The sequence below is a fragment of the Arthrobacter sp. cf158 genome, assembly GCF_900106835.1.
GTDB lineage: Bacteria > Actinomycetota > Actinomycetes > Actinomycetales > Micrococcaceae > Arthrobacter.
Window position 1 is genome coordinate 103,258 of record NZ_FNNR01000004.1, and the last position, 21,415, is coordinate 124,672.

General features: G+C 63.2%; 19 protein-coding genes. 9 read left to right on the forward strand and 10 right to left on the reverse strand.

Annotation, left to right across the window (positions count from 1 at the left end; genetic code table 11):
• Nucleotides 1-11: 11 nt before the first annotated feature.
• The 4 genes from BLW08_RS09295 (at nucleotide 12) to BLW08_RS09310 (ending at nucleotide 4,608) form a co-directional block, all read left to right on the forward strand.
• On the forward strand, nucleotides 12-1,340 hold the full coding sequence (locus tag BLW08_RS09295) for an NtaA/DmoA family FMN-dependent monooxygenase (protein ID WP_091324642.1): 1,329 nt from the start codon (nucleotides 12-14) through the stop codon (nucleotides 1,338-1,340).
• Nucleotides 1,340-2,899 carry an aromatic amino acid ammonia-lyase gene (locus BLW08_RS09300; RefSeq protein WP_091324644.1) on the forward strand — a complete coding sequence of 520 codons (1,560 nt, stop codon included), beginning with the start codon at nucleotides 1,340-1,342 and terminating at the stop codon, nucleotides 2,897-2,899. The genes BLW08_RS09295 and BLW08_RS09300 overlap by 1 nt, the downstream gene beginning before the upstream one ends.
• Nucleotides 2,896-3,948: a PLP-dependent cysteine synthase family protein gene (locus BLW08_RS09305; RefSeq protein ID WP_091324646.1), complete on the forward strand. Its 1,053-nt coding sequence runs from the start codon at nucleotides 2,896-2,898 to the stop codon at nucleotides 3,946-3,948. The genes BLW08_RS09300 and BLW08_RS09305 overlap by 4 nt, the downstream gene beginning before the upstream one ends.
• 177 nt (nucleotides 3,949-4,125) lie before the next feature.
• Nucleotides 4,126-4,608, forward strand: a complete 483-nt coding sequence (locus BLW08_RS09310; protein WP_091324648.1) for a carboxymuconolactone decarboxylase family protein — start codon at nucleotides 4,126-4,128, stop codon at nucleotides 4,606-4,608.
• A gap of 112 nt (nucleotides 4,609-4,720) precedes the next feature.
• Here BLW08_RS09310 and BLW08_RS09315 read toward each other — a convergent pair whose 3' ends face one another.
• Complete coding sequence (locus tag BLW08_RS09315; protein ID WP_091324649.1) at nucleotides 4,721-6,175, reverse strand: amino acid permease; 1,455 nt, start codon at nucleotides 6,173-6,175, stop codon at nucleotides 4,721-4,723.
• A 254-nt stretch (nucleotides 6,176-6,429) separates the two neighbouring features.
• The gene (locus tag BLW08_RS09320; RefSeq protein ID WP_091324651.1) at nucleotides 6,430-7,371 is read right to left on the reverse strand and encodes an aminodeoxychorismate lyase; all 942 of its coding nucleotides are present in this window, start codon (nucleotides 7,369-7,371) and stop codon (nucleotides 6,430-6,432) included.
• Nucleotides 7,372-7,457: 86 nt separating this feature from the next.
• On the opposite strand from BLW08_RS09320, the gene cls reads away from it, so the two are divergent.
• The gene (gene cls / locus BLW08_RS09325) at nucleotides 7,458-8,930 is read left to right on the forward strand and encodes a cardiolipin synthase (protein ID WP_091324653.1); all 1,473 of its coding nucleotides are present in this window, start codon (nucleotides 7,458-7,460) and stop codon (nucleotides 8,928-8,930) included.
• A gap of 58 nt (nucleotides 8,931-8,988) precedes the next feature.
• On the opposite strand, the gene pabB is transcribed toward cls, so the two are convergent.
• Together pabB and BLW08_RS09335 are read right to left on the reverse strand one after the other, a co-directional pair.
• The gene (gene pabB, locus BLW08_RS09330; RefSeq protein WP_091324654.1) at nucleotides 8,989-11,046 is read right to left on the reverse strand and encodes an aminodeoxychorismate synthase component I; all 2,058 of its coding nucleotides are present in this window, start codon (nucleotides 11,044-11,046) and stop codon (nucleotides 8,989-8,991) included.
• Entirely contained in the window at nucleotides 11,043-11,603 is a 561-nt protein-coding gene (locus BLW08_RS09335) for a low molecular weight protein-tyrosine-phosphatase (RefSeq protein ID WP_091324656.1), read from the reverse strand. The genes pabB and BLW08_RS09335 overlap by 4 nt, the downstream gene beginning before the upstream one ends.
• 242 nt (nucleotides 11,604-11,845) lie before the next feature.
• Here BLW08_RS09335 and BLW08_RS09340 point away from each other — a divergent pair, with 242 nt between their 5' ends.
• Nucleotides 11,846-13,342 (forward strand): M60 family metallopeptidase, encoded by a 1,497-nt coding sequence (locus BLW08_RS09340; protein WP_091324658.1) that lies wholly within the window; start codon nucleotides 11,846-11,848, stop codon nucleotides 13,340-13,342.
• 4 nt (nucleotides 13,343-13,346) lie between these two features.
• Here the strand turns inward: BLW08_RS09340 and BLW08_RS09345 are convergent, their stop codons facing one another.
• Nucleotides 13,347-13,955, reverse strand: coding sequence for a TetR/AcrR family transcriptional regulator (locus BLW08_RS09345; RefSeq protein WP_090822872.1), 609 nt, complete (start codon nucleotides 13,953-13,955; stop codon nucleotides 13,347-13,349).
• Between the two features lie 99 nt (nucleotides 13,956-14,054).
• Between BLW08_RS09345 and BLW08_RS09350 the strand changes: the two genes are divergently transcribed.
• A complete protein-coding gene (locus BLW08_RS09350; protein ID WP_090822874.1) occupies nucleotides 14,055-14,369 on the forward strand; it encodes a putative antibiotic biosynthesis monooxygenase in 315 nt (104 codons plus the stop codon).
• 79 nt (nucleotides 14,370-14,448) lie between these two features.
• On the opposite strand, the gene BLW08_RS09355 is transcribed toward BLW08_RS09350, so the two are convergent.
• Genes BLW08_RS09355 through BLW08_RS09365 form a run of 3 tightly spaced genes read right to left on the reverse strand, consistent with a single transcriptional unit; the run spans nucleotide 14,449 to nucleotide 17,881 of the window.
• Entirely contained in the window at nucleotides 14,449-15,405 is a 957-nt protein-coding gene (locus BLW08_RS09355) for a ribokinase (protein WP_091324660.1), read from the reverse strand.
• Nucleotides 15,402-16,844, reverse strand: a complete 1,443-nt coding sequence (locus BLW08_RS09360; RefSeq protein ID WP_090822878.1) for a uridine transporter UriT — start codon at nucleotides 16,842-16,844, stop codon at nucleotides 15,402-15,404. Before BLW08_RS09360 ends, BLW08_RS09355 begins: the two co-directional genes overlap by 4 nt.
• Nucleotides 16,844-17,881, reverse strand: coding sequence for a uridine-preferring nucleoside hydrolase UriH (locus tag BLW08_RS09365; protein ID WP_091325065.1), 1,038 nt, complete (start codon nucleotides 17,879-17,881; stop codon nucleotides 16,844-16,846). Before BLW08_RS09365 ends, BLW08_RS09360 begins: the two co-directional genes overlap by 1 nt.
• A gap of 200 nt (nucleotides 17,882-18,081) precedes the next feature.
• Here BLW08_RS09365 and BLW08_RS09370 point away from each other — a divergent pair, with 200 nt between their 5' ends.
• Complete coding sequence (locus BLW08_RS09370; protein WP_091324662.1) at nucleotides 18,082-19,119, forward strand: LacI family DNA-binding transcriptional regulator; 1,038 nt, start codon at nucleotides 18,082-18,084, stop codon at nucleotides 19,117-19,119.
• A gap of 10 nt (nucleotides 19,120-19,129) precedes the next feature.
• Here the strand turns inward: BLW08_RS09370 and BLW08_RS09375 are convergent, their stop codons facing one another.
• Nucleotides 19,130-19,483 carry a hypothetical protein gene (locus BLW08_RS09375; protein WP_091324663.1) on the reverse strand — a complete coding sequence of 118 codons (354 nt, stop codon included), beginning with the start codon at nucleotides 19,481-19,483 and terminating at the stop codon, nucleotides 19,130-19,132.
• A gap of 43 nt (nucleotides 19,484-19,526) precedes the next feature.
• Nucleotides 19,527-20,150: a LysE family transporter gene (locus tag BLW08_RS09380; protein WP_024818313.1), complete on the reverse strand. Its 624-nt coding sequence runs from the start codon at nucleotides 20,148-20,150 to the stop codon at nucleotides 19,527-19,529.
• 187 nt (nucleotides 20,151-20,337) lie between these two features.
• On the opposite strand from BLW08_RS09380, the gene BLW08_RS09385 reads away from it, so the two are divergent.
• Nucleotides 20,338-21,393 carry a DNA polymerase IV gene (locus tag BLW08_RS09385; RefSeq protein ID WP_091325066.1) on the forward strand — a complete coding sequence of 352 codons (1,056 nt, stop codon included), beginning with the start codon at nucleotides 20,338-20,340 and terminating at the stop codon, nucleotides 21,391-21,393.
• Nucleotides 21,394-21,415 lie beyond the last annotated feature (22 nt).

Consider the following 21,415-nt stretch of genomic DNA (forward strand, 5'->3'; position numbering starts at 1 on the left):
ATCAGGTCGCAGTGAACGGACAGAGCAGTTCTACACTCAAGCCCATGCTTCATTTTGGATGGTTTGTGGGCCACGGATTCGGAGTCCAGGGTTGGGGAACTCCGGGTTACAGCCTGGGCTATGACTGGAAGAAACCTGCCCTGTACCAGGAGGCCGTGCGCGCGTTTGAGCAATCCGGTCTGGACCTGTTCATCATCGAGGATTCGCTGACCGTTCCGGACACGTATGGCGGCACGGCTGAGGTTTCGCTGGCGCATGCGTCCTTCGCTCCGAAGCATGATCCGTTGGCCTTGGTCCCGTACCTCCTTTCCGCCACGGAGCACCTCGGGATTGTGCCCACGGTCAGTGCATCGTTCTATCCGCCGTTCACGGCCGCCCGCCTCTTGGCTACCCTGCAGCACTTCTCGGAGGGGCAGTTGGGATGGAACGTGGTGACGTCCGGCAGCGATTTGGCCGCGCAGAACTACGGGTTGGACCAGCAGATCGAACACGACCTGCGGTATGAGAAAGCGGAGGAATTCGTCGACGTCGTCAGGCGGCTGTGGCGGAGCTGGGAGCCTGGCGCGGTGCTTGAGGACGCGGACGCCGGGGTGTTCGCGGACCACAACAAAGTGCATCCGATCAATCACCAGGGCCACTTCTTCAAGGTTCGGGGTCCACTGAATACGGCACCGCTGCCGGAGGAACCGGTCCTGGTCCAGGCCGGTGCGTCGCCCCGGGGGAAGGCGTTCGCTGGCGGACATGCGGATGTGGCGATTGCCTTGGCCCGCGGCGTTGACGGTATGAAGTCCTACCGCGATTCGATCCGTGCCGAGGCTGCCAAGGCCGGCAGGGACCCCGACGACGTCAAGGTACTTTTTGTGCTCAAGCCCACCGTGGTTGGGTCTGCGGCAGAGGCCGAGGAATTGCGGGCACAACGCAGGGAGCTTACCCAGCGCGACATCGATAGCCAGCTCAACTCCATCTCCTACCTTTCCGTGATCGACTTCAAGCAGTTCGACCTCGATGCCCCACTTCCCGAGCTGAGCACCAACAGCAACCAGGGCACCTTGGAGCACTTCGCCAAGGCGGCGCCTCCCGGCTCCACCCTGCGCCAGATTCTGCAGGCCCGCAGCGGCGGCGCCGGGGACTCGATCATTGGCACGGTGGGTGAAATTGCCGATTACCTGGAGTCCACCGGGGCTGAGGTGGGAGGCGATGGCTTCCTGTTCTCCGGCTTTGTGGATCCGGTCACCGTGCACGGTGTGCTGGACAAGCTCACCCCCGAACTTCGGCGACGCGGCCTGTTGAGGAAGAGTTACGGGAACGGTGGGTTCCGACAGAATCTTCTGGACTTCTGATGTCTGTTGCCGAGCCGTTGACGATTGGTGTGGCACCTGTGCGTGCCGTGGACGTGGCGAGGGCCGCCTCTGACCCCTCGTTTCACGTGAAACTCAACCAAGATGCGTTGTCTTTACTATCGCGCTCTCGGGAGGTGGTGGAGAAAGCTGCCGCCTTGGGCCAGCGGGTCTACGGGCTGAACACCTTGCTTGGCTCTGGCAGGGACACCGCTGTGGAGGAAAAGTCCCTCCTGACGTATCAAGTCCAGGTGGTCAGGTATCACAACAGCGGAGTCGGTTCGCATCTGGACCGTGCCACTGCCCGATCCGTGATCCTGGCCAGGCTCATCGGCTTCAGTCGCGGTGGCTCCGGGGTACGCCCGGAGACAGCCCGCTTCTATGCCGAACTGTTCAACCGTGGCGTCTTTCCCGCCATCCCGCGCGAAGGCTCGGTGGGGTCATCCGACCTGACCCAGCTTGCCGCCGTCGCTGCTGTTGCCATCGGTGAAGGCGAAGCGTTCGACTCCGCCGGACACCTGGTTCCGGGCGCCGAAGCGCTCGCTGAGGCCGGCCTCCAGCCGCTGGTCCTTGCACCTGGCGAAGCACTGGCCCTGGTCAGCGCCAACGCCTACTCGGTGGGGGCAGGAACTCTCGCTTTGGTGCGGCTGCAGCACCTGGCTGAACTGGCCGACGTCGCGCTGTCCCTCTCGCTGGAGACCATCGCAAGGTACGACGGCGGCGGCAACCTCAGCCCGTTCTCGCCAGCCATTCAAGCGGCCAAGGCGGTGGACGGCCAGCGGGACTCGGCCGCTGCCGTTCGTCGCCTGTTGAGTGGTGGGTGGTTGGAAGATGTCCGGCCGGAGGTATCGGTGCAGGATGCTTTGTCATTCCGCGCCGCGCCCCAGACGCACGGGGCTTTCCGTGCACTCGTTGCCCAGCTTGGCGTGGCCTTGGAGGTGGAGCTGAACGGCCGTGGTGACAACCCTTTGGCCGATGTGGAGTCAGGGCTGATGGTCTCAGGCGGGAACTTCCAGCCGATGCAACTGGCCTTGGCGTTTGAAGGCCTGCGATTGGCTGTGGCGCACGTGGGCATCTCCAGTGAACGGCGCACTGCCAAGTTGTATCCGCCGCAACGGGCTATCCGGGCCAAACACTTGCAAGCGGCCGGATCGTCGGACTCTGGCTTGGCACAGGAAGAATTGCCCGGGCTGCTCTGGTACGCCGCCGCTGGGCTCCTGGCCGAACTCAAGTTCCTTGCAGCTCCTGCGACCCTTGGCGCACCAACCCTCTCGGCCGACGTCGAGGACCATTCAACGCTGGCGCCGCTTGCCTTGCAGCAGTTGGAGAAATCGGTGGAGGCCTTGGAGAAACTCCTGGCGATTGAAGCCCTGACGGCGTCGTACTTGCTGCTCGAAGCGGGGGCCGCGCAGCCGCTCGGGAAGGGGACGGGCGACGTCGCGGGGCGTTTGGCTGATGTGTTGGCAGAGCGGCCGTCGGCACCGGATCTGGTGGAACGGGCGCGGGCTGTGCTGAGGAGTGCTGTGGCTGAGGAAGCAGTGGAGACGGGGGCATCAAGATGAGTACGGCGATCCGCAAGCACGGGCTGCACGCGGCAGGTCCGGTGCCGGACGGTCTGGACGCCTCGGTCCTGGATAAAGTGGGGAACACCCCGCTGGTGAAGCTGGAGTCACTGGGCCGGGGCCTGGGCAGCTCAATCCACATCAAACTTGAGTCCGAGAACCCCGGGGGTTCCATCAAGGACCGTACCGCACTGAGTATGGTCCGGGCTGCGGAGAAGTCCGGCGAACTTCAGCCGGGCGCCACCATCGTGGAGAGCACCTCCGGAAACACAGGGATTGGGCTCGCGCTGATCGGGCACCTGACCGGGCATCCGGTTGTGGTGGTCACCGGGGACACCATTTCCCAGGAGAAGCTCGCGGCGCTCCACAATTATGGTGCCCGGGTGATCCTGACGGATTGGAATGCGCCGTCGGAGTCGCCGGAGAATGCCCGGGCCGTGGCCGCACGCATCACTGCCGAAACTCCGGGCGCTTGGCGGCCGATGCAGTTCGACAACCCGGCCAATCCCGCAGCGCACTACCAGACCACCGGGCCCGAGATCTGGGAACAGACCGGTGGCTTGTTAACCCACTTCGTTGCGGGCATCGGAACGGGTGGGACCATCAGTGGCAACGGCCGTTTCTTGAAGGAACGGGCGGCTGCCTCGCGGCCGGGCGGCCACGTGGAAGTGGTGGGCGCGGACCCCTACGGTTCGGCCTACAGCGGAGGACACCCCGGCGAGATCCTGGTGGACGGCGTGGGCAACTCCTGGCCCCAGGCCGAGTGGCCCAAGATCTTTGACCGCACCATCGTGGACCGTTTCCTGCGCATCCCCAACGACGAGGTTTACACCACCGTCCACCGGCTCCTCGACGAGGAAGGGCTCGCGCTGGGCCCATCGTCGGGGCTTGCGGTGGCAGCTGCCCTGCGGGTGGCCCGCGCCGCACCTCACGGTTCGGTGGTGGTTGCCATAGCTCCCGACGCCGGCACGAACTACCTCAGCAAGGCCTTCAACCCGGTGTGGTTGGCAGAGAACGGCATCCGCCTCGCCGCCGACACCCCCGAGTAGGACCCTCTCTCACCTTTTGCGTGTTTTGGGCGGACGCTCTCTCACCTTTTGCGTGTTTTGGGCGGACGCTCTCTCACCTTTTGCGTGTTTTGGGCGGACGCTCTCTCACCTTTCGCGTGTTTTGGGCGGACGCTCCCTCACCCAAGGCATGCGCGCGGGGTGCGCTAGGCTCCAACCATGCCCGAACAGGAAACAAAACCACGTCTGGCCGGCTATCTGGATAAGCAGCAGCCGGATCTGTACGCCACGCTGAGCCACTATTCCCAGCAACTCGTAGATGAAGCTGACCGGCTGGGCATCCCGCGCCGCACCTTGGAACTCATCAACTACCTGTCCTCGCAGATTAACGGCTGCGCTTTCTGCCTGGATCTCCACCACCGCCGGGCCCTGAAATATGGCGAGACCGAGCAGCGTCTGTCCTTGGTGGCCGTTTACAAGGAAGTACAACTCTTTGAGCCCGCTGAAGTGGTGGCCATGGAGATGGCCGAGCAGATCACCCGCATGAGTACGTCAAGGCCAAGTCCGGAGCTCTTTGAGCAGGCCCGGCAGCACTACAGCGACGGGCAGATCAGCGTCCTGTGCATGGCGGCGATCGGGATCAACGCCTTCAACCGGCTGTCCATCCTGAGCGAGCACCCGGTCCGCGCGGCCAGGAACTAGGCGCCTGCCCGAAGCTTCCCAACGCCCTTCCACAGCAGATCAGCCCTTGGCCAACCGCAATTGGTTGGCCAAGGGCTGATCCATCGCCAAAAGAGGTCAGGAAGCCGCGGTGCTAAGCGTCAACAGCCTTCTTGAGCGAGCGGCGTCGTCCGTACTTGAAGTAGAAGAATGCGTAGCAGGCCCCCACGAACGGAACCCCGAACAGGAGCGCGGCCACCTGATTGGGGTCGAAAGCTATGCCGATCAGAGACACCACACAGAGCGCGAAGGCGAGGATCGGAACCAGCGGGAAAAGCGGAGCCTTGTAGGGGAGGGTTGACAGGTCGCCACCATTCCTGATGAACGTCCGCCGGTAGATGAAGTGCGAGGCCACGATGGACATCCACACTCCCACAGTGGCGAAGCCCGCCACTGAGACCAATACCAGGTAGACGGTGGCCGGAGCCACAACACTGCTGATGAGCGAAGCCAGGCCGCCCAGCATGCTGACGCACAGCGCCACCATCGGGATCCCGCGCTTGGTGAGCTTGCGGAAGGCCTTGGGTGCGTGGCCTTCGTCAGCCAGCGAGAAGAGCATGCGGGCACAAGAGAATAGCCCGCAGTTACCGGCGGAGAGCAACGCCGTGATGATCACAAAGTTCATGATGTCCGCGGCAAATGGAATGCCGAGCATGGAAAAGACCGTGACGAAGGGGCTCTCGTCCACACTGACTTTCTCATAGGGAATGGTGGCCGCGATGACGGTAATGGCACCAACGAAGAAGATCATGAGCCGGATGACCGTAGTGCGCATGGCCTTGGGGATGTTGGCGCCGGGATTGGCGGTCTCGCCAGCGGCAACACCGATCAGCTCGGATCCGGAGAACGCGTAGAACACGGCCAGGCAGGTGACGAAGACGCCGGTGAACCCATTGGGGAACAGCCCGTTGGGTGTTGCGAAGTTCTCGCCGAAAGAGGGGTAGCCCCCTGCGGCGAGGGGGTGGAAGCCAGCCAGCGCGGCGCCACCCAGGATGATGAGGCCGACGACGGCGGCGACCTTGATGAGCGCGAACCAGAACTCCGATTCACCAAAGACGCGCGATGAAATGGCGTTCAGCGTGAACAAGACGGTAGCGAAGACGAAACACCAGATCCAGACGTCGACGCCCGGGAACCAGCGCTGCATGAGCAGGCCGGCTGCCGTGAATTCAGAACCCAGCGCCACCGCCCAGCACAGCCAGTACAACCACGCCGTTGCGAATCCGGTGGCCGGGCCGATGGTCCGGGCTGCATAGATGTGGAAGGCGCCGGAGACGGGGAACGCAACAGCGAGCTCCCCGAGGCAGGCCATCACCAAGTAGACCACGACGGCGCCGATGAGGAAGGCCAACACCGCACCCAACGGCCCGGCCGTGGCAATGGTGTAGCCGGAACTAACAAAAAGGCCTGAGCCAATAACGCCGCCCATGGCAATCATCACCAGGTGCCGGGCCTCCATGGACCGGCGAAGACCTGTTGTTGAGGCGCCAGTCTTGGGGTGCGCCTCGGTTGCCGATGCTTCGGCTTCTGTGGGGGAGCTGAGTCCCATATTCCCTCCGGGAAGTTAGCCAGCAAAGTCTGAAGTAGTACCAGCCGGACGTGATCCAACTAACACGAGAACTAGATTCATCACATGACGAATGACCATTTCAAGGAGGATAAGAAATGCGATTGAACGCACAAACAGCTCTCGGTTGAGGCCAAGAGTTCCTAATCAATGAGTCACGCGAGCGATTACTCTACTTGCCACCTGCTAGGTTCCAAGCGGAGCTCCGTCGGCGGATGCCTCCGAAGCCGGGTGATTTACTCGATTCCCGCGAACAACTCGTTCAATTCGGCGGTCAGTTGTTTCCGCACGGCAGGAGTGCCGATTTCCTTGCCGTTGATGTGGTTTACGGGTGCAATCAGGCGGATGCTCGAAATGAGCCACACGGCGTCAGCTTCGAACAGGTCCTGCGGGACAAGGGGTCCGTAGCCAAGCTCCCAGCCGGCAGCCTTGGCGGCGGCGAACAGCGCGCCCTGCGAGGTGCCGGGGAGAATGCCGCTGTCATGTTGCGGCGTGATGAGGCGGCGAACAGTCCTGACGGAACCTTCGCCGTCGTCGACTGTTTCAAGGTGTGCCAACAGCACAGTGGAGGTGGGCCCTTCCAGGACGCGGCCGTCAGTGGACGTGAAGATCGCGTCATCGGCACCCTGCTTGTGCGCGTAGCGCAACGCGGCCATGTTGACGGCGTAGGAGAGCGTCTTGGCGCCCAGCAGCAGCCACGGCGCGCGCTCGCCGGCTTCGGTGTCGAAGCCGCGGTCCAAGAGGACGACGTCGATGCCCGTCTCCCGCTGCCGGCGACTGCCCGCGGGGGACGGCGAAGCCTGGACCCAGCATGTGGGGCTGGCGGCACCTTCGACGCCGCGGGTGACGATCAGCTTGACGACTACCTCGTCCTCCTCCGGGGTGGGAGCGGGGTGGACGTCGCGGAATTCGTTGATGGCGGTGTCGATCGCTTTGCGCCAGGCATCCTGCTCCGGAAGGGCCAAGTCCAAGGCCGCCGCGGAACTGACAAGCCGGTTCAGGTGGGCCTGGACTTTACGGGGGCGTCCTTGGACGGCCAGAAGTGACTCAAAAACGCCATCGCCGCGAGTGGCGCCCAAGTCCGTAGCCATGAGTTGTGGCTGGCTGGAGTCTGCAATGCGGCCGTTTTCGAAGGCGGGGTCCAGGAAAACAAGGACCGTGGGGGCAGGTGAAGTCATGCTCCCAGCTTAGTGCGGACCCGGTGGAGGCGACTTTGCCGGATAGGCTGTGGTCACTGTTGTTCTTGAATTGTGGGGGTTGTCGGGTGCTCTTTCCTTTTCCGTTTGGCCAGGAATGGACCTGGTTGCTGGGTGCGTGGGCCATTGCGGAAGTCATTATGCGCATCGTCCTGCTGGGCATCATTCCCGGCAACCGCCGTCCAACCACCGCGATGGCCTGGCTGTTGGCTGTGTTCCTCATCCCATCGGTGGGGTTCGTCTTGTTCCTGCTCTTTGGCAATTTCAAGTTGTCCAGGCGCAGGCGCGAGCAGCAGGAGGAAGTCAACCGGCGCGTCCGCGCTGTCACCTCCGATCTCTCCGATCCTGTGAGTGTCTACTCCGGGCCTGAATGGGTGAAGTCGGCGGGCGAGTTGAACCATCGGCTGGGATCATTGCCCATGGTCGATGGCAACAAGGTGGAGCTGATTCCGGGCTACGAAGAGTCCATCAAGGCCATGGCCCAGGCGGTTAAGGGTGCCAAGAGCTACGTCAACGCCGAGTTCTACATCATGAGCAGCGACTCCGTGACTGACGAACTGCTGACCGAACTGGAGAGGGCTGCCGAACGTGGCGTCACGGTCAGGCTGCTCTTCGACCACATTGGAACGCTGCGGGTTAAGGGTTACCGCCGCCTGATCCGCCGCCTCAAGGCAGGAAAGATCCAGTGGAAGCGGATGCTCCCGCTGCTCCCCATCCATGGCCAATGGCGTCGCCCGGACCTCAGGAACCACCGCAAGATCATGGTGATCGATGGCGAGGTTGCCTTCACTGGCTCGCAGAACCTGATCGAGCCTTCGTACAACAACCCCAAGCACCACAAAATTGGCCGCAAGTGGGTGGAGCTCATGTCCCGGCTTGAAGGGCCGATCGTAGCAACGCTCAACGTCGTGTTCGCGACGGATTGGTTGAGCGAAACTGACGAATCCCTTGAGGACCAGTTGCGGCTGCCAACCAAGCCCGCCCCGGGCCGCGTGACAGCCCAAGTGGTGCCCAGCGGCCCAGGGTTCTCCACAGAAAACAACCTGCGCCTCTTCAACACCCTGATCTACTCGGCGCAGCACCGGATCTCCATTTGCAGCCCGTACTTCGTTCCGGATGATTCCCTGCTCTATGCCATTACTACCGCGGCACAGCGAGGCGTGGACGTGGAACTCTTCGTCTCCGAGAACGGCGATCAATTCCTGGTCCACCATGCCCAGCGCTCCTACTACGAAGCCTTGCTGGGTGCCGGTGTGCGCATCTACCTGTACCGGGCGCCGTACGTTCTCCACGCGAAGCACTTCACCATCGATGACGAAGTGGCCGTTCTTGGTTCCAGCAACATGGACATGCGCTCCTTCTCCCTGAACATGGAGGTTTCGGTGATGCTTTTGGGCTCCGAAACCGTGGACCTCATGCGTGCTGTGGAGTCCACATATCGCGAGGTGTCCCGTGAGCTTATGTTGGAAGACTGGATGGACAGGCCCCCGCTGGCCAAGTATGTGGACAACGTGGCCAGATTGACGGCCACGCTCCAGTAGTTCGTGGACGGCTAACGCCCTCTAGAGACGCTCTTGACGGCGTTGGCTGTACAAAAACTCAAGCAGGGAAGTCAGCACCCAGCGCGGACAGCACACCGAAGGCCTTGGTCCGGATTTCCTCGTACTCATCATCCGCCACGGAATCGGCGGTGATGGCTCCGCCCACGCCAAGGCTCAGCGTCCGGCCGCCTGGACCGTCGGGGTTTACCACCAATGTTCGGATGACGACGGCGAGGTCCGTGGCAGCGTTCAACGAGAAGTAGCCAATGGCGCCTGAATAGATGCCGCGAGGTCCTGACTCAAGCTGATCGAGGATGTCCATGGTGCTGATCTTGGGCGCGCCAGTCATGGATCCGGCCGGAAAAGCGACCGCCACGGCTTCGGCCCGCGGAGCACCCGGACGAAGGTGCGCGTCCACGGTGCTCACCATTTGGTGGACGGTGGCGTAGCTTTCGATCGCACACAGCCGGCTGACCGTCACGGACCCCGGAATGGCGAAGTGGCTGAGATCGTTGCGCAGCAGGTCAACAATCATGATGTTCTCGGCCCGGTCTTTCAGCGAAGTCTCCAAATCATGCCGCAAAGCAGCGTCCTCGGAGGCATCAGCAGACCGGCCCCGGGTGCCCTTGATCGGCTCGGCCCGCATGCCGCCGTCGGACAGGATCCGAAGGAAGCGTTCCGGCGATGTGCTGGTGACCACCAGTTCGCCAAAGCGAAGGTAACTGGCGAACGGTGCCGGGTTCCGGCGTCGCAGGTTCAGGTACGCGGCCCAGGGATCGAAGTCCCCCGCGGCCGCCTCAAGCGTGGTTGTCAGGCAGACCTCGTACGAGTTGCCTTCCGTGATTTCCTGTTGTGAGTCCGCGATTTTCCGTTTGTAGTCCGTCGCGGAGTCGCGGCTGACAAAGTCGGGGACGGACGCCGTCGGAACGGCGCCAGACAGTACGGTCCCCGGCAGCACAGCACCAGACGGGGCGATTGCAACACTTTCGACGGTGGTGCGGGCCTCCCGGAACCATTCATCGGCGTCGGGCGCGTCCAGGGCGAGTATCCAAACGGTGTGTTCGCGGTGGTCCAGCACCACGGCCCGGCCGGCGAAGAGCAGTGCCGCGTCCGGGGTGTCGGAGCGGACGTCATTGCCGCCGGTCTCCCGTTTGAGTTCGTACCCCAGGTATCCGAGCCAGCCGAGCGTGAACTGGCAATCGTAGCCTCCGGGCGCGCGGACCGCCCGCCGGCCCCAGACGGAGTCAAGCCAGCGGAAAAACGGTCCGGACGTGCTCACGGTGGCGGATCCGGCCGTTACGTGAGTAGCCCCGGACCGGTGGAAGGCGGACTGCCCGTACGTGCCGCCGTCGTCCGCCAGGATGCTGAAGCGGCTGCGGGCGGCAGCTTGGGATCTGCCGGCCACGGCCGAGGCGTTGGAGGAATCGAGCCACACAGCGTTCGAGGAGCGGCCGTACAGGGCGTCAAAAAGGTGGGCAGCGTCCGGCGCCGCGTCCAGGCGCTCGGCACGCAATTGGAGGCCACGCCGCGCGCTGAGCTCCGGTGACAGGATCGCCGCGAGCGAGGGCAGATACATGAGGGCCTGCAGGACGTGGTCCGGGGCGCTGCCGTCTGCACGGTTCTGCACACGGACGTCTGCGGCGCTGATCACCGAATCCGCCTCAAGCCACTGGTCCTCTTGGGCAGCCCAGCTGTCCCAGTACGGTTCGTAGGTGCTCCCGTCACGAGTGAGAGCACGACGACGGCGATCGTCACCGGGGGATTCGACCCACACCACGGCGTCCAGCATGTGACGGGCGGCGTCCGCCGCAGCGCCTACACCTTCAACAATGACGATTTCGGCCGGCAACGTGACGTTCAGGCCGCCGTCGTAGTGCTTCTCCCAATCCCAACTGATCCACTCGGCGGCCTGGCCGGTGCTGAGCGGAGCCAGGACGGTAGCGACGTAGCGCTCAATCCCCGGCATGAGGCCGTTCCAGCCAGGGTAGATGTCTTCCAGATGGAACAGCGAAACCTTGTGGTGCTGCCGCAACCGGGCCGCCAGTTCAACAGCCAGGGTGGTCTTGCCTGCGCCGGACCTGCCGTCAACAGCGATGATCACGGGTGCAGGGGTCATGACATAGAGGTTACCTGCTGGGGCTCGTGGGCTTGGGCGTTCTCAGCCGCGGTGATCGCTGCCTTGGCGTGCGTCACGATGCCCGGGATGGCTGCCTTGATGAGGGCCCACGTGTTGTCGAAGTCAGTGTGGCCGCCGTACCAAGGATCTTCAATGCCCAGGTCCAGGGAGCTCCGTCCGGTCATGTGCGGATCGAAGCTGCGCAGCATCCGCACCTTTTCCAGCGAAGCGGGGTCCGGCGCGCCTTCCTGCAGCCAGCCGAAATGATCTACGTCCAAGGCCAGGATCAGGTCCCGTTCGGCGAACCATTCGCGCCGCCATTTGCGTGCGATGTGGTTTTCCGACGCAATGTGCTGGGCCGTCAGGACGCGGGCGGCGCGGGGGTCTATGGGGTGCCCCACCTCGTACCCCGTGGTGCCCGCGGAGTCCACCACTACGAGGTGGCCGAGCCCTTCCGCGTCGAAGGCTTCGGTGAGCATGAGCGCTGCCATAGGGGAGCGGCAGATGTTTCCCGTGCAGACCGTAATGATGCGGTATGGGCTCGTCGTTGAGTACATGAAGCAAGCATGGTTGATGGCACCCCTCCTTGGCTAGGGGAGGGCTCGACAGGAAAGTCATTTTCGGTGTCGAATCTGTCACATAGTGTGGAGTGTGCGTAGTAAACGCTTTCTATTTGGTTTCTGGTGCCTGGAAATTTTGCTTTTAAAGCAGCTAACTATTGCTTAATACGATAGTAAGCGCTTTCATTTTAACCCGTGAGGCCGGTCATAGTGGCTGGCCCGGACAATAAGGATGTTCCATGAGTGAAAGCCATAGTCATGTCCCTGATTCCCGTAAAACCAGAAACTCCGGGCCAGCTCCCCTCGGGGCGAATGCCATCAGCAGGCGCGGCGCCTTGGGGGCCATGGCGGTTGTTGCCGGCGGGATGATGGTGCCGTGGGCTGCGGCACCCGCCATGGCGGACACCCGGCCCAGCCAATCGCGCAGCCAAATCGTCACTGCGATGCCGGATTCCCACGGCGCCGAGGAAGACAGGCTCCAGATCTCGCTGTGCACCACCAACCTCCAATCCACCGGCTTCTACCTGCCCGCTGGCACGCCCCTGACGGTGACGGTGAAGGCGTTGACGGCACCGGAGGCCGTGCTCGTGGTTGGCGCCCCTGACGCAGATGGCCGCCCGGAGTTCAAGAAGCCCCGGGAGTATCCCCTGAAGAAGGGGAAGAACGTCATCACCGACGCCGGAGGTGGCGTGATCTACTACAAAGTGCCCGGAGTCGGCGGCTATGCCAGCGCAACACTGGATGCCGCCGCGCAGCCGATGCCCTACTTCGTCTACGGCCGCACCAGTGAACTGGAATTCCAGCGGCAACTCGATGAGCGTCCAACTCCGTTCGTGGAGCTGGTCAGTGCACATGCCACCGTCACCGTGGAGCGTGCATCGGCGCTGCGGTATCGATCCGAGAGCCACTCTGAGCTGATGTCCACCTTCGAGGATCTGATCTCCATCGAGGATGTGACCAGTGGCTACGACGGTTCCAGCCCCCTTCATGCACGTCAGGCCCATCCGTATCACCTGGTGGGGTATCCGTCGGCGATCGCCAACGTTGGGGCTTACGCCACACACGGCCATACCTCGTTCCCGCCTCCCATCCAGGATCGGCTCTTGACGGTGGAGGGGCTCCGGATGCGGGGCTGGGGTATCTATCACGAGCTAGGGCACCAGCATCAACAGGTGACCTACAAGCCCACCTCGCTCACTGAGGTCACGGTGAACGTCTACTCCCTTGCCGTAAACGCCAGCTTCGCGAAGAAGTACGGCCAACAACCCCGGCTCCACGTTCCGGATGGAACCACCGGCCTGACGCCGTGGGAATCAGCCGTGCCCATGATTGGCAGCGACGGGGTGGTGTACGGGACTACGTTCGACGGCATGGAGCGACTGGTGATGTTCGAGCAGCTCCGCCTGGGCTTCAAGAATTTCTGGCCAACATTGCACAAGATCATCCGGGAGCAGCGCCCGCCGAAGGGTGACTACTGGGATGAGGTCTACAGGCTGCGTAACTTTGTGGTCTGGGCGAGCAAAGCCGCGAAAGCCGATCTGAGTGACTTCTTCCTCAAATGGGGCTTTGCCGTGGATGACGATGCGCGTGCCCAGATCGCAGCGGAAGGTCTGGTGCCGCCGTCGAGCGATCCCACCTTGATCCGTGATGAAGCGCAGCTCATGCTGGCCAAGCAGATCCAGGCGCAGAAATCCCTGGCCGCGCGCTCGGAGTTCGACCAGGCCGGCGCCCAGTAGGAAGTTATGCGGTGGCCGCCGGGGCTTTGGCTTCGGCGGCCAGTGCCGCGGCGGCCAGGTAAACGGTACGTACGACGGCGGCGCGTCGCCTTTCGGCGCGATCCGGACCGCCGCCTGCCATGAGTCCGTCGAGGGCGGGCAGTACGGGAGCAGCGTCGCAGAGGCTCACGATGGTGATGAGCAGGTCTCCGGCGTCTTCCCTGGAGATGCCGGGCAGGGCTGCGATGGTGCTGTTGACCTTCGATGCGCAGTTGGCCATCCGCTTGGGCAGGCCCACAACATCGGTGCCCCGTTCCAGCCCTTCCCAGAACAGGAGGCGTGGTGCTGTGGCGTCCGTTTGGTGATGGTCGAAGAGCCTGCCGGCGTAGTCCGCCATGGCTTCGGGACCGTTGCCCTCAATGGGAACCTCGTCCATGAGGGTGCTGAGTGCTGCAACGATCACGGCGTCAAAGAGCGCGTTCTTATTGCCGAAATATTGGTAGATCCGCTCCTTGTTGACTCCTGCCTCAGCGGCAATGCGATCAATGCGGGCGCCGGCCAGTCCACGCGCGCAAAACTCGGAGGTGGCCGCCTCAAGCAGCAGTCCCTTGGTTCGCTCTGTGTCCCACGCCATAGGGTCATATTAGCAGTTTCCAACTAAGTAGTTGTAATTGTTTGCGGCCGCGGTTATGGTGAATCCAAGCCAATTGCAACTATCTGGTTGGAGAATGCCATGACTACCCAAGCCACATCTGAAATCACCGCCGAGCCCACCACTGCGGCGCCTGCCCGTCCCAAGGCGCCCTCCGTTCATATGAGGGCCCTGATCACCTGGCTCGCCATCTTCCCGCTCGTGTCCCTCGGCATGATGCTTCTTGGCCCGATCATGGAGCCGTGGCACCCCGTCCTTCGCGCGCTTGTCCTGACGGCGTTCGTGGTTCCCACAGCTGTGTACTTCGTTGTTCCCCGTCTGTTCGCCGGCCACGGCGCCCTGAGCCGCAAGGCCGTGGAGCGCGCCGCCCAACGCGCAGCCCGCAAGTCCGCTTAACCCAGGCAGGCCGCAGATCAGGCCGTTCTCAACGCTCAGAACGGCCTGATCTGCGACCCCGTTGGGTGCAGCGCTGGGACTAAGCGTCCCGCAGCTTCTCGACGTCTGCGATGGTTGGGTACGCGGCCTGCGTGCCCTTCTTTGTGGCAGCCAATGCGGCGGCTACCGAGGCAAACGCGGCGGCGTCGGCAAGGGATTCGCCGGCGGCAAGCCGCGCAGCCACAGCACCAGTGAAAGCATCGCCGGCTCCCGTGGTGTCAACGGCTGAAACCCGGGTTGGGGCAATGCGCGTGATCTGATCCTCGGCGCCGCGTGCCAAGGAATCGAGCACCACAGAACCTTGCGCGCCGAGGGTCACCAATACACGCTGCAAACCCCGGTCCGCGAACTGGCTCCGGACAGGTTCCCATGCCTCGGCCTCTGCGTCGGCATCTGGCACGTCTGCTTCCGAGCCCAGGAACAGCGAGGCCTCGTGCGCGTTCACCAGCAACACATCGCTCAGGCCAGCCAAAAGCTCCGGCACCTCAGCGTAAGGCGAGAGGTTCAGCAGAACGGTCGCACCGGCGTCGTGCCCTGCTTGGGCGGCGGCAATCACGGTATCGGTCTCCACCTCCAGGCAGAGGCAGACCACGGCCGCATCCTGGAAGGCGTCGGGCGTAACGTCCGCAGGCCTGAGCGTGCCGTTGGCGCCGGCCGAGATGATGATGCTGTTCTCACCACTGGCGTCCACCGAAATGACTGCGACGCCGGTGGCTGCATCGGAGCGTCGGACGCGGGAAACGTTCACACCCGCACTGGCCGTCGAGTCCAGGAGCATGGTGCCGTTGGGGTCATCGCCCACGGCGCCGATCAGGCTGACTTGACCGCCAAGCTTGCTCGCGGCCACCGCCTGATTGGCGCTCTTGCCGCCTGGATTCACGGCGAACCCGTTGCCGTGGACCGTCTCGCCGGGTTGGGGGAGGCGGTCGCAGTAGATGGTGAGGTCTGCGTTCAGGGAGCCGACGACGACGATTCCCGCCTTGGGTGCGCTGGTCATGCGGTCACCTTTTCGTTGTCGGTCACCTCGGCGTCGACCGGCTTCGGAATCAGGAGCGAGGCCGCGAACGCCGCGAACGTGATGGCCAGGCCCACCACTACTACGGTCAGGTAGGAGGCCTTGGCGTCATTCAGCGAAGCGGTGGCCACCAGCACGGCAGGCAGAACCAGGAAGCTCAGCCCCGCGCCAAGGTTGAAGGCGCCCGCGTTCATGCCCGGGAGGAAGCCCGGGTTTCCCTGCGGCGAGAGAACCACGCCGAGTCCGTTCAGCATGATGTTGACGGTACCGGCGTACATGATGCCCAGCAAGGCCGTTCCCACAATCATCATGGGCAGGTTGCTGAGGCCGAAGAACGCAATGATGGCCAAGGCCACGAGGCTGCCCACCAGACCGATGCGCAGGACTTTCGTGTAGCCGAGCACCGGTGCAAGGCGGCCGCTGATGGGGCCGAAAAGCCAGCCGAGAAGGGCATACGGGGTGAGGATGATGAGGGACATTTCCGTGGGGCCAACGCCGAAGCCCGGATCGGCGGCCTGAACGTAGGCCGGGACGATGCCGTTGATAACCGCGAAGATGCCGGTCATGGTGAGGGTGGTGGTCAGCAGCGGTGCCCAGGTGGAGCGCTGACGCAGGTGCACGGTTTCCACCATGGGCTGCTTTGCGCGCTTCTCTACAGTCCAGAACGCAAAGAACGCGACGGCGGCAACCACCGTGAGTGCTATCGCGAGGGTCAACGTACCGGCGTCGAAGGCAGTGGCCAGCTTGGAGCCCTCGTTCAGGGCCGTCAGCAGGGCGCCCACGGCGATCACGATGAAGAACACGCCCAACCAGTCCATGGTGGTGCCGGCGGCAGGTTTGCTCTCGCCGGCCAGGACAGCGATCAGCACAGTTGCTACGAGGGCCAGTGCCACCATGAGCCAGAAGATGCTGCGGAAGCCGAAGTTCTCAGCGAAGTAACCGCCAACAAAGGAGTCGACGCCGGCAACGCCACCGTTGACGGCCGTGATGAGGCCCATGAGGGTGCCGTACTTACGCGGGTTGCTGACCGCGGAGCGGAGCATGATCAGGCAGAGCGGCACCGTGGGGCCGCTGACGCCCTGGATGATGCGGCCTACAAACAGCCACGTGACATCAGGGGCCATGGCTGCGATGACGGAGCCGACAGCCATGAGGAGCATCATGCCGACGAGGATCTTCTTGCGGCCGATGATGTCGCTCAGGCGGGGCAGGAAGAGGGAGAACAGGGCCGCCGCCGTGAAGAACCAGGTTTGGGACAGGCCGATGGTGGCTTGATCCGTGTTGAGTTCGTTGCCCATGGTGACCAGGGCCGGGCTGAGCATGGAGGCGTTGAGCTGGAAGGCCACGCAGGCTGCCAGCAGGGCCACCATGAGTGCGGTGACGTTGCCGCGGGAGGACTTGGTTTCTGCGGGGGCTGACATTACTTGGCCTCTCCTGCCAGGATGGCTTCTGCTGTGGCACTGACTTCGGCCTCAGCAACAGCGGTGGCGGCAGCGCCGTCGTCGTGCGTTGGTTCGCCGATCCTGACGATCGCATCGGTGACAAGATCCCAGAACTTCTTGTGGTCCAAATCCACAGCCACGGAGGTGTGGCAGTCGTCCGGCGCGGGCGCGCGGAAGTCAGCCACGGTCATGCCGAGGGTGAGTTTGCCCTGCAGCTCAATGTCCACGGGGACTTTGCGGGTGGTCATGACAGTGGGGTCGATGACGTAGGCGACCGCGCAAGGATCGTGGACCGGCGGGAAGTCGAAGCCCTGGGCGTCCTTGTAGGTCTTCTTGAAGAACTCCATCAGCTCCAGGACGAACTTGGCCGGCTTGGTGCCGATTTCGGCTATTTTCCGGACGACTTCATCAGTGGCCAGTGCCTGGTGCGTGAGGTCCAGTCCCACCATCACCACGGGCCACTTTTCGTTGAAGACGATGTGCGCAGCTTCGGGGTCGATGATGATGTTGAACTCCGCCACGGCACTCCAGTTGCCCACGTGGTAACCACCACCCATGAGGACAACTTCCTTGACGCGCTCCACAATGCGGGGCTCTTTGCGGGCAGCCATGGCGATGTTGGTGAGGCCGGCAGTGGGGACCAGAGTGACCGTGCCCGGCTCATGAGCCATGACGGTGTCAATGATGAGGTCGACGGCGTGGCGCGGGTCCAGCTCGATGGCGGACTCGGGCTGCTCCGGGCCGTCCATGCCGGAATCACCGTGGATGCTGGGGGCCGTTTCGATGGTGCGGACCAAAGGGCGATCGCAGCCTGCCGCGAAGGGGACGCCCGTGATGCCCGCAATGGTGGCGACGGAGAGGGCATTACGGGTGACTTTTTCCAGGGTCTGGTTGCCCACCACGGTGGTCACTGCGAGCAGCTCGATGTCCGGGTTGCCGTGAGCAAGCAGCAATGCCACTGCGTCGTCATGGCCAGGGTCGCAGTCAAGAATGATCTTCTTGCGTGCCGGTGTCATGGTGTTGGGTTCCACGTTTCTCTCCACGTCATTGGGGCCTGCCAGGTACTTGCCCGGGGCAGGGCGCTAAGCATTCAGGGGAATTCTGGCACTGCTTTGCAGGTTACGTCAAACGCTTAACGTTGCTCATCCGATGAATACGTCAAGCGCTTGATGCCTTCCCGCAGGTCAGCACGGTGCAACAACGCTACGATCGATGCATGGAATCCCTGGATCGGCGCCATGCCCGCGCGCCCCGCTCTCCACGCGTGACCGCCGCGATGGTGGCCGCACGTGCCGGCGTTTCCACAGCGACGGTGTCCTTGGTGGCCAACGGCAAAACGCAAGGGCGTGTCTCCGAGGACAACATCTCCCGGGTCCGCACAGCCATTTCCGAGCTGGGCTATGTGGTGGACAGCATCGGCAGTTCGCTGGCCCGCGGGGTCAGCTCCATCGTCATTCTGGTGACGCCGGATGTTTCCAACCCGTTCTTCGCCAACGTGATCGCAGGAGTGCGGGAGTCCTTGGGTGCTGAGTATCAGCTGTTGCTCTCGGTGACCGACGCCGGTGAGTCACCGCAGGCGGACGACGTCCGCAAACTTCTGGCCCTCCGGCCCGCAGGCCTGCTGGTCGGTGCCCCCAGTGCGGAGTTCCTGGAAGATCTCTCAGCGGCCGGACCCCTGGTCCTGCTGGACGCGCCAGGCCTCGAGTCCTATGCGCCCTCCGTGAATCTGGATGTCGCCCAGGGTGCCCGCGAGCTGGCCCGACACCTTGCAGCTTCCGGGCACAAGCATGCCGCATATGTGGACGGCGTAACCGGGACCGCCACATTCCAGCTGCGCCGGGAAGCCTTCCTGGAGGAGGCCTCCCGCTGCGGACTCTCTGTCGCCGACGGGCACATCATCAGCACATCCATCGACGTCGGTGCTGCCGCCGCCGCGTTCGCCGACGCCTGGCCGGGCTGGCAGCGCGAGGGCGTGACCGCCGTCGTCTGCGGCACCGATACACACGCTTACGGCGTGCTGCAGGAAGCGCGCGTTGAAGGTGTTCGGATCCCTGAAGAGCTTGCCGTGGCCGGCTTCGACGACCTGCCCTACTCGGCCACGAGCAATCCCAGCCTCACATCGGTGCACCTTCCCGCCACCCCGCTGGGACGCAAGGCGGGGGAGCAGTTGCGGGGACTCATGGAAGGCCTGCCGCTGGAGGAACCACATGTGACGCTGGAAAGCTCACTGGTGGTGCGGGGATCTACGGCGTAGCAACGCTGATTTAGCGGGATAGTGGGCGGAGCTGCGCTTCCGAGACTGGGTTCGGCACCGTGAAGTAGATCTGGGGCGCGGTCATGTCGCCCCAGTCTTCCTTCTTCACCCGCACCACCGTTGGCGTTACTTCCGCGATCCGCACCCGCAGCCACGCGCCGTCGTCGAGCAGTAATTCGTGGGGGTCGGCGAGGTACCTCAGGCCGAGTTCATCCAGAGTCTCTTCGGCGCTCAACCAGTCCACAACATCGGTGCGTGGGCGTCCGAGCATGTCAATGGCGACGAATCCGTCATCTACGGGCTGCATCCAACCCACGTGCTCACCGTCGTCCGCGCGTCGGTGCTCTATCCAATCCGCTTGCATGACTCGACGGTAGCAGCCGCGTCTTGCTGCTGCGCTGCTGGGGCTAGTGAATGACTGCGAGCAGGATGCCCACGAGGACGAACAGGCAGCCAAAGATGCGGTTCAGGATGGTTTGGCCGCGCTGGTCGTGGGTAAACCGTTGGAAAGACCGTGCAGCCAAGGCGAAGAAGAACCACATCACCATGATATCGATGAACAGCACGGTGGCCGTCAGTACCGCATATTGCTGGAGCAGCGGCTGGTCCGGCCTGATGAACTGGGGCATGAACGCGAGGAAGAAGACGATTGCCTTGGGGTTCAGCAGGTTCACCCAGATACCGCGTTGGAACATGGACAGGGCGGACTCGTTCTTTTTGTCCGCAACCTCTTCTTTGTCCAAGTCCGGCTTGTGCAGGAACTGCCGGATGCCCAGGTAGACCAAATACGCGGCACCCGCATAGCGGATCACGTTGAAGATCACCGGCGAGTTGGACACCAGTACGCCCACGCCGAGGGCAACGATCACGATATGGATGACCAGGGCCACCTGTTGGCCGAGGATGCCCCAGATAGAGCGCCGGAATCCGGAATTGAGCGAGTTGCTCATGGTGAAGATGGCGCCGGCGCCGGGAGTGAAACTGATCAGGGTGCCGGCACCAACCAGGGCCAGCCAAAGTGAAAACTGCACACCTCAGCTTATGTCGGTCAGACGGATGCTCAGGACGCGTTCCTCCACCACCCTCTTTGGCGGCGAGAAACCGGAATGCACCCGGAACTGGTTGTTTTTGGCGGCAGCCCGGATCAAAGAAAGTGGGGAAGGTACAGCCAAGTCCAACGCCGTAAGGCAAACTGGTGCCGTGAGCGGAATCCCGTGGGTGCTGCACGTTGATCTGGACCAGTTCATTGCCGCTGTCGAGGTACTTCGGCGGCCTGAGCTTGCAGGTAAGCCGATCATTGTGGGTGGCAGGGGAGATCCCACCGAGCGTGCCGTGGTGTCCACCGCCTCCTATGAGGCAAGGGCTTTCGGGGTTGGTTCGGGCATGCCCTTGAGGATCGCTGCCCGGAAAGTGCCCGACGCCATCATCCTGCCCGTCGATCAGGAGGCCTACCTTGCGGCCTCGGACGTCGTGATGGCCACCCTTCGCGCGCAGCCCGGGGCCACGGTGCAGGTCCTCGGCTGGGATGAAGCTTTTGTGGGTGTGGAGACTGAGGACCCGGAAGCCTACGCCCGGCAGATCCAAGCTGCTGTCCTGGAGCAGACCCAGTTGCATTGCAGCGTAGGCATCGGCGACACGCTGGTCCGCGCCAAGAACGCGACGGATTTCGGCAAACCTGCAGGCACCTTTCGGCTGACCAAAGCGAACTGGCTGGAGGTTATGGGTGACAAGCCCACCAAGGAATTGTGGGGCGTGGGACCAAAAGTGTCGCAACGTTTGGCGAAGCACCACATCACCACGGTGGCAGAGCTTGCAGCAATCGACCCGCAGGAACTGGTGCCGGAGTTTGGGCCCAAGATGGGGCCTTGGTACGCACAGTTGGGACGCGGGGAAGGTTCCAGCGAGGTGGATGACACTCCGTGGGTGGCCCGGGCACATGGCCGCGAAACAACCTTTCAGCAGGACCTGACAGAACCCGCCCAGATCAGCGACGCCATCAAGGAGTTGACCGCCCGCGTCCTCGAGGACGTGGCGGCCGAGGGCCGGCCGGTGATTGGGCTGACGCTCAAGGTCCGTTACAAGCCGTTCTTCACCAAAACCTACGCAAGGAAGATCCCCGAGTCATTCGACCGCGAGGAAGTCCTGGCGCAGGCTTTGGATCTTACAGCGAAGATCGAACCGGACCGCCCCATCAGGCTCCTCGGCCTGCGTGCAGAGATGTCCATGCCCGAGGAAGCCCGCAAGGGACACACGCCGACCCGCAGCGGCTGGTAACGCCCGCAACAAACAGAACGCC

Coding starts and splice junctions, on each gene's coding strand:
- BLW08_RS09300 (WP_091324644.1), top strand. CDS start 1,340: ATGTCTGTTGCCGAGCCGTTGACGATTGGTGTGGCACCTGTGCGTGCC.
- BLW08_RS09305 (WP_091324646.1), top strand. CDS start 2,896: ATGAGTACGGCGATCCGCAAGCACGGGCTGCACGCGGCAGGTCCGGTG.
- BLW08_RS09310 (WP_091324648.1), top strand. CDS start 4,126: ATGCCCGAACAGGAAACAAAACCACGTCTGGCCGGCTATCTGGATAAG.
- BLW08_RS09315 (WP_091324649.1), bottom strand. CDS start 6,175: ATGGGACTCAGCTCCCCCACAGAAGCCGAAGCATCGGCAACCGAGGCG.
- BLW08_RS09320 (WP_091324651.1), bottom strand. CDS start 7,371: ATGACTTCACCTGCCCCCACGGTCCTTGTTTTCCTGGACCCCGCCTTC.
- pabB (WP_091324654.1), bottom strand. CDS start 11,046: ATGACCCCTGCACCCGTGATCATCGCTGTTGACGGCAGGTCCGGCGCA.
- BLW08_RS09335 (WP_091324656.1), bottom strand. CDS start 11,603: ATGTACTCAACGACGAGCCCATACCGCATCATTACGGTCTGCACGGGA.
- BLW08_RS09340 (WP_091324658.1), top strand. CDS start 11,846: ATGAGTGAAAGCCATAGTCATGTCCCTGATTCCCGTAAAACCAGAAAC.
- BLW08_RS09345 (WP_090822872.1), bottom strand. CDS start 13,955: ATGGCGTGGGACACAGAGCGAACCAAGGGACTGCTGCTTGAGGCGGCC.
- BLW08_RS09350 (WP_090822874.1), top strand. CDS start 14,055: ATGACTACCCAAGCCACATCTGAAATCACCGCCGAGCCCACCACTGCG.
- BLW08_RS09355 (WP_091324660.1), bottom strand. CDS start 15,405: ATGACCAGCGCACCCAAGGCGGGAATCGTCGTCGTCGGCTCCCTGAAC.
- BLW08_RS09360 (WP_090822878.1), bottom strand. CDS start 16,844: ATGTCAGCCCCCGCAGAAACCAAGTCCTCCCGCGGCAACGTCACCGCA.
- BLW08_RS09365 (WP_091325065.1), bottom strand. CDS start 17,881: ATGACACCGGCACGCAAGAAGATCATTCTTGACTGCGACCCTGGCCAT.
- BLW08_RS09370 (WP_091324662.1), top strand. CDS start 18,082: ATGGAATCCCTGGATCGGCGCCATGCCCGCGCGCCCCGCTCTCCACGC.
- BLW08_RS09375 (WP_091324663.1), bottom strand. CDS start 19,483: ATGCAAGCGGATTGGATAGAGCACCGACGCGCGGACGACGGTGAGCAC.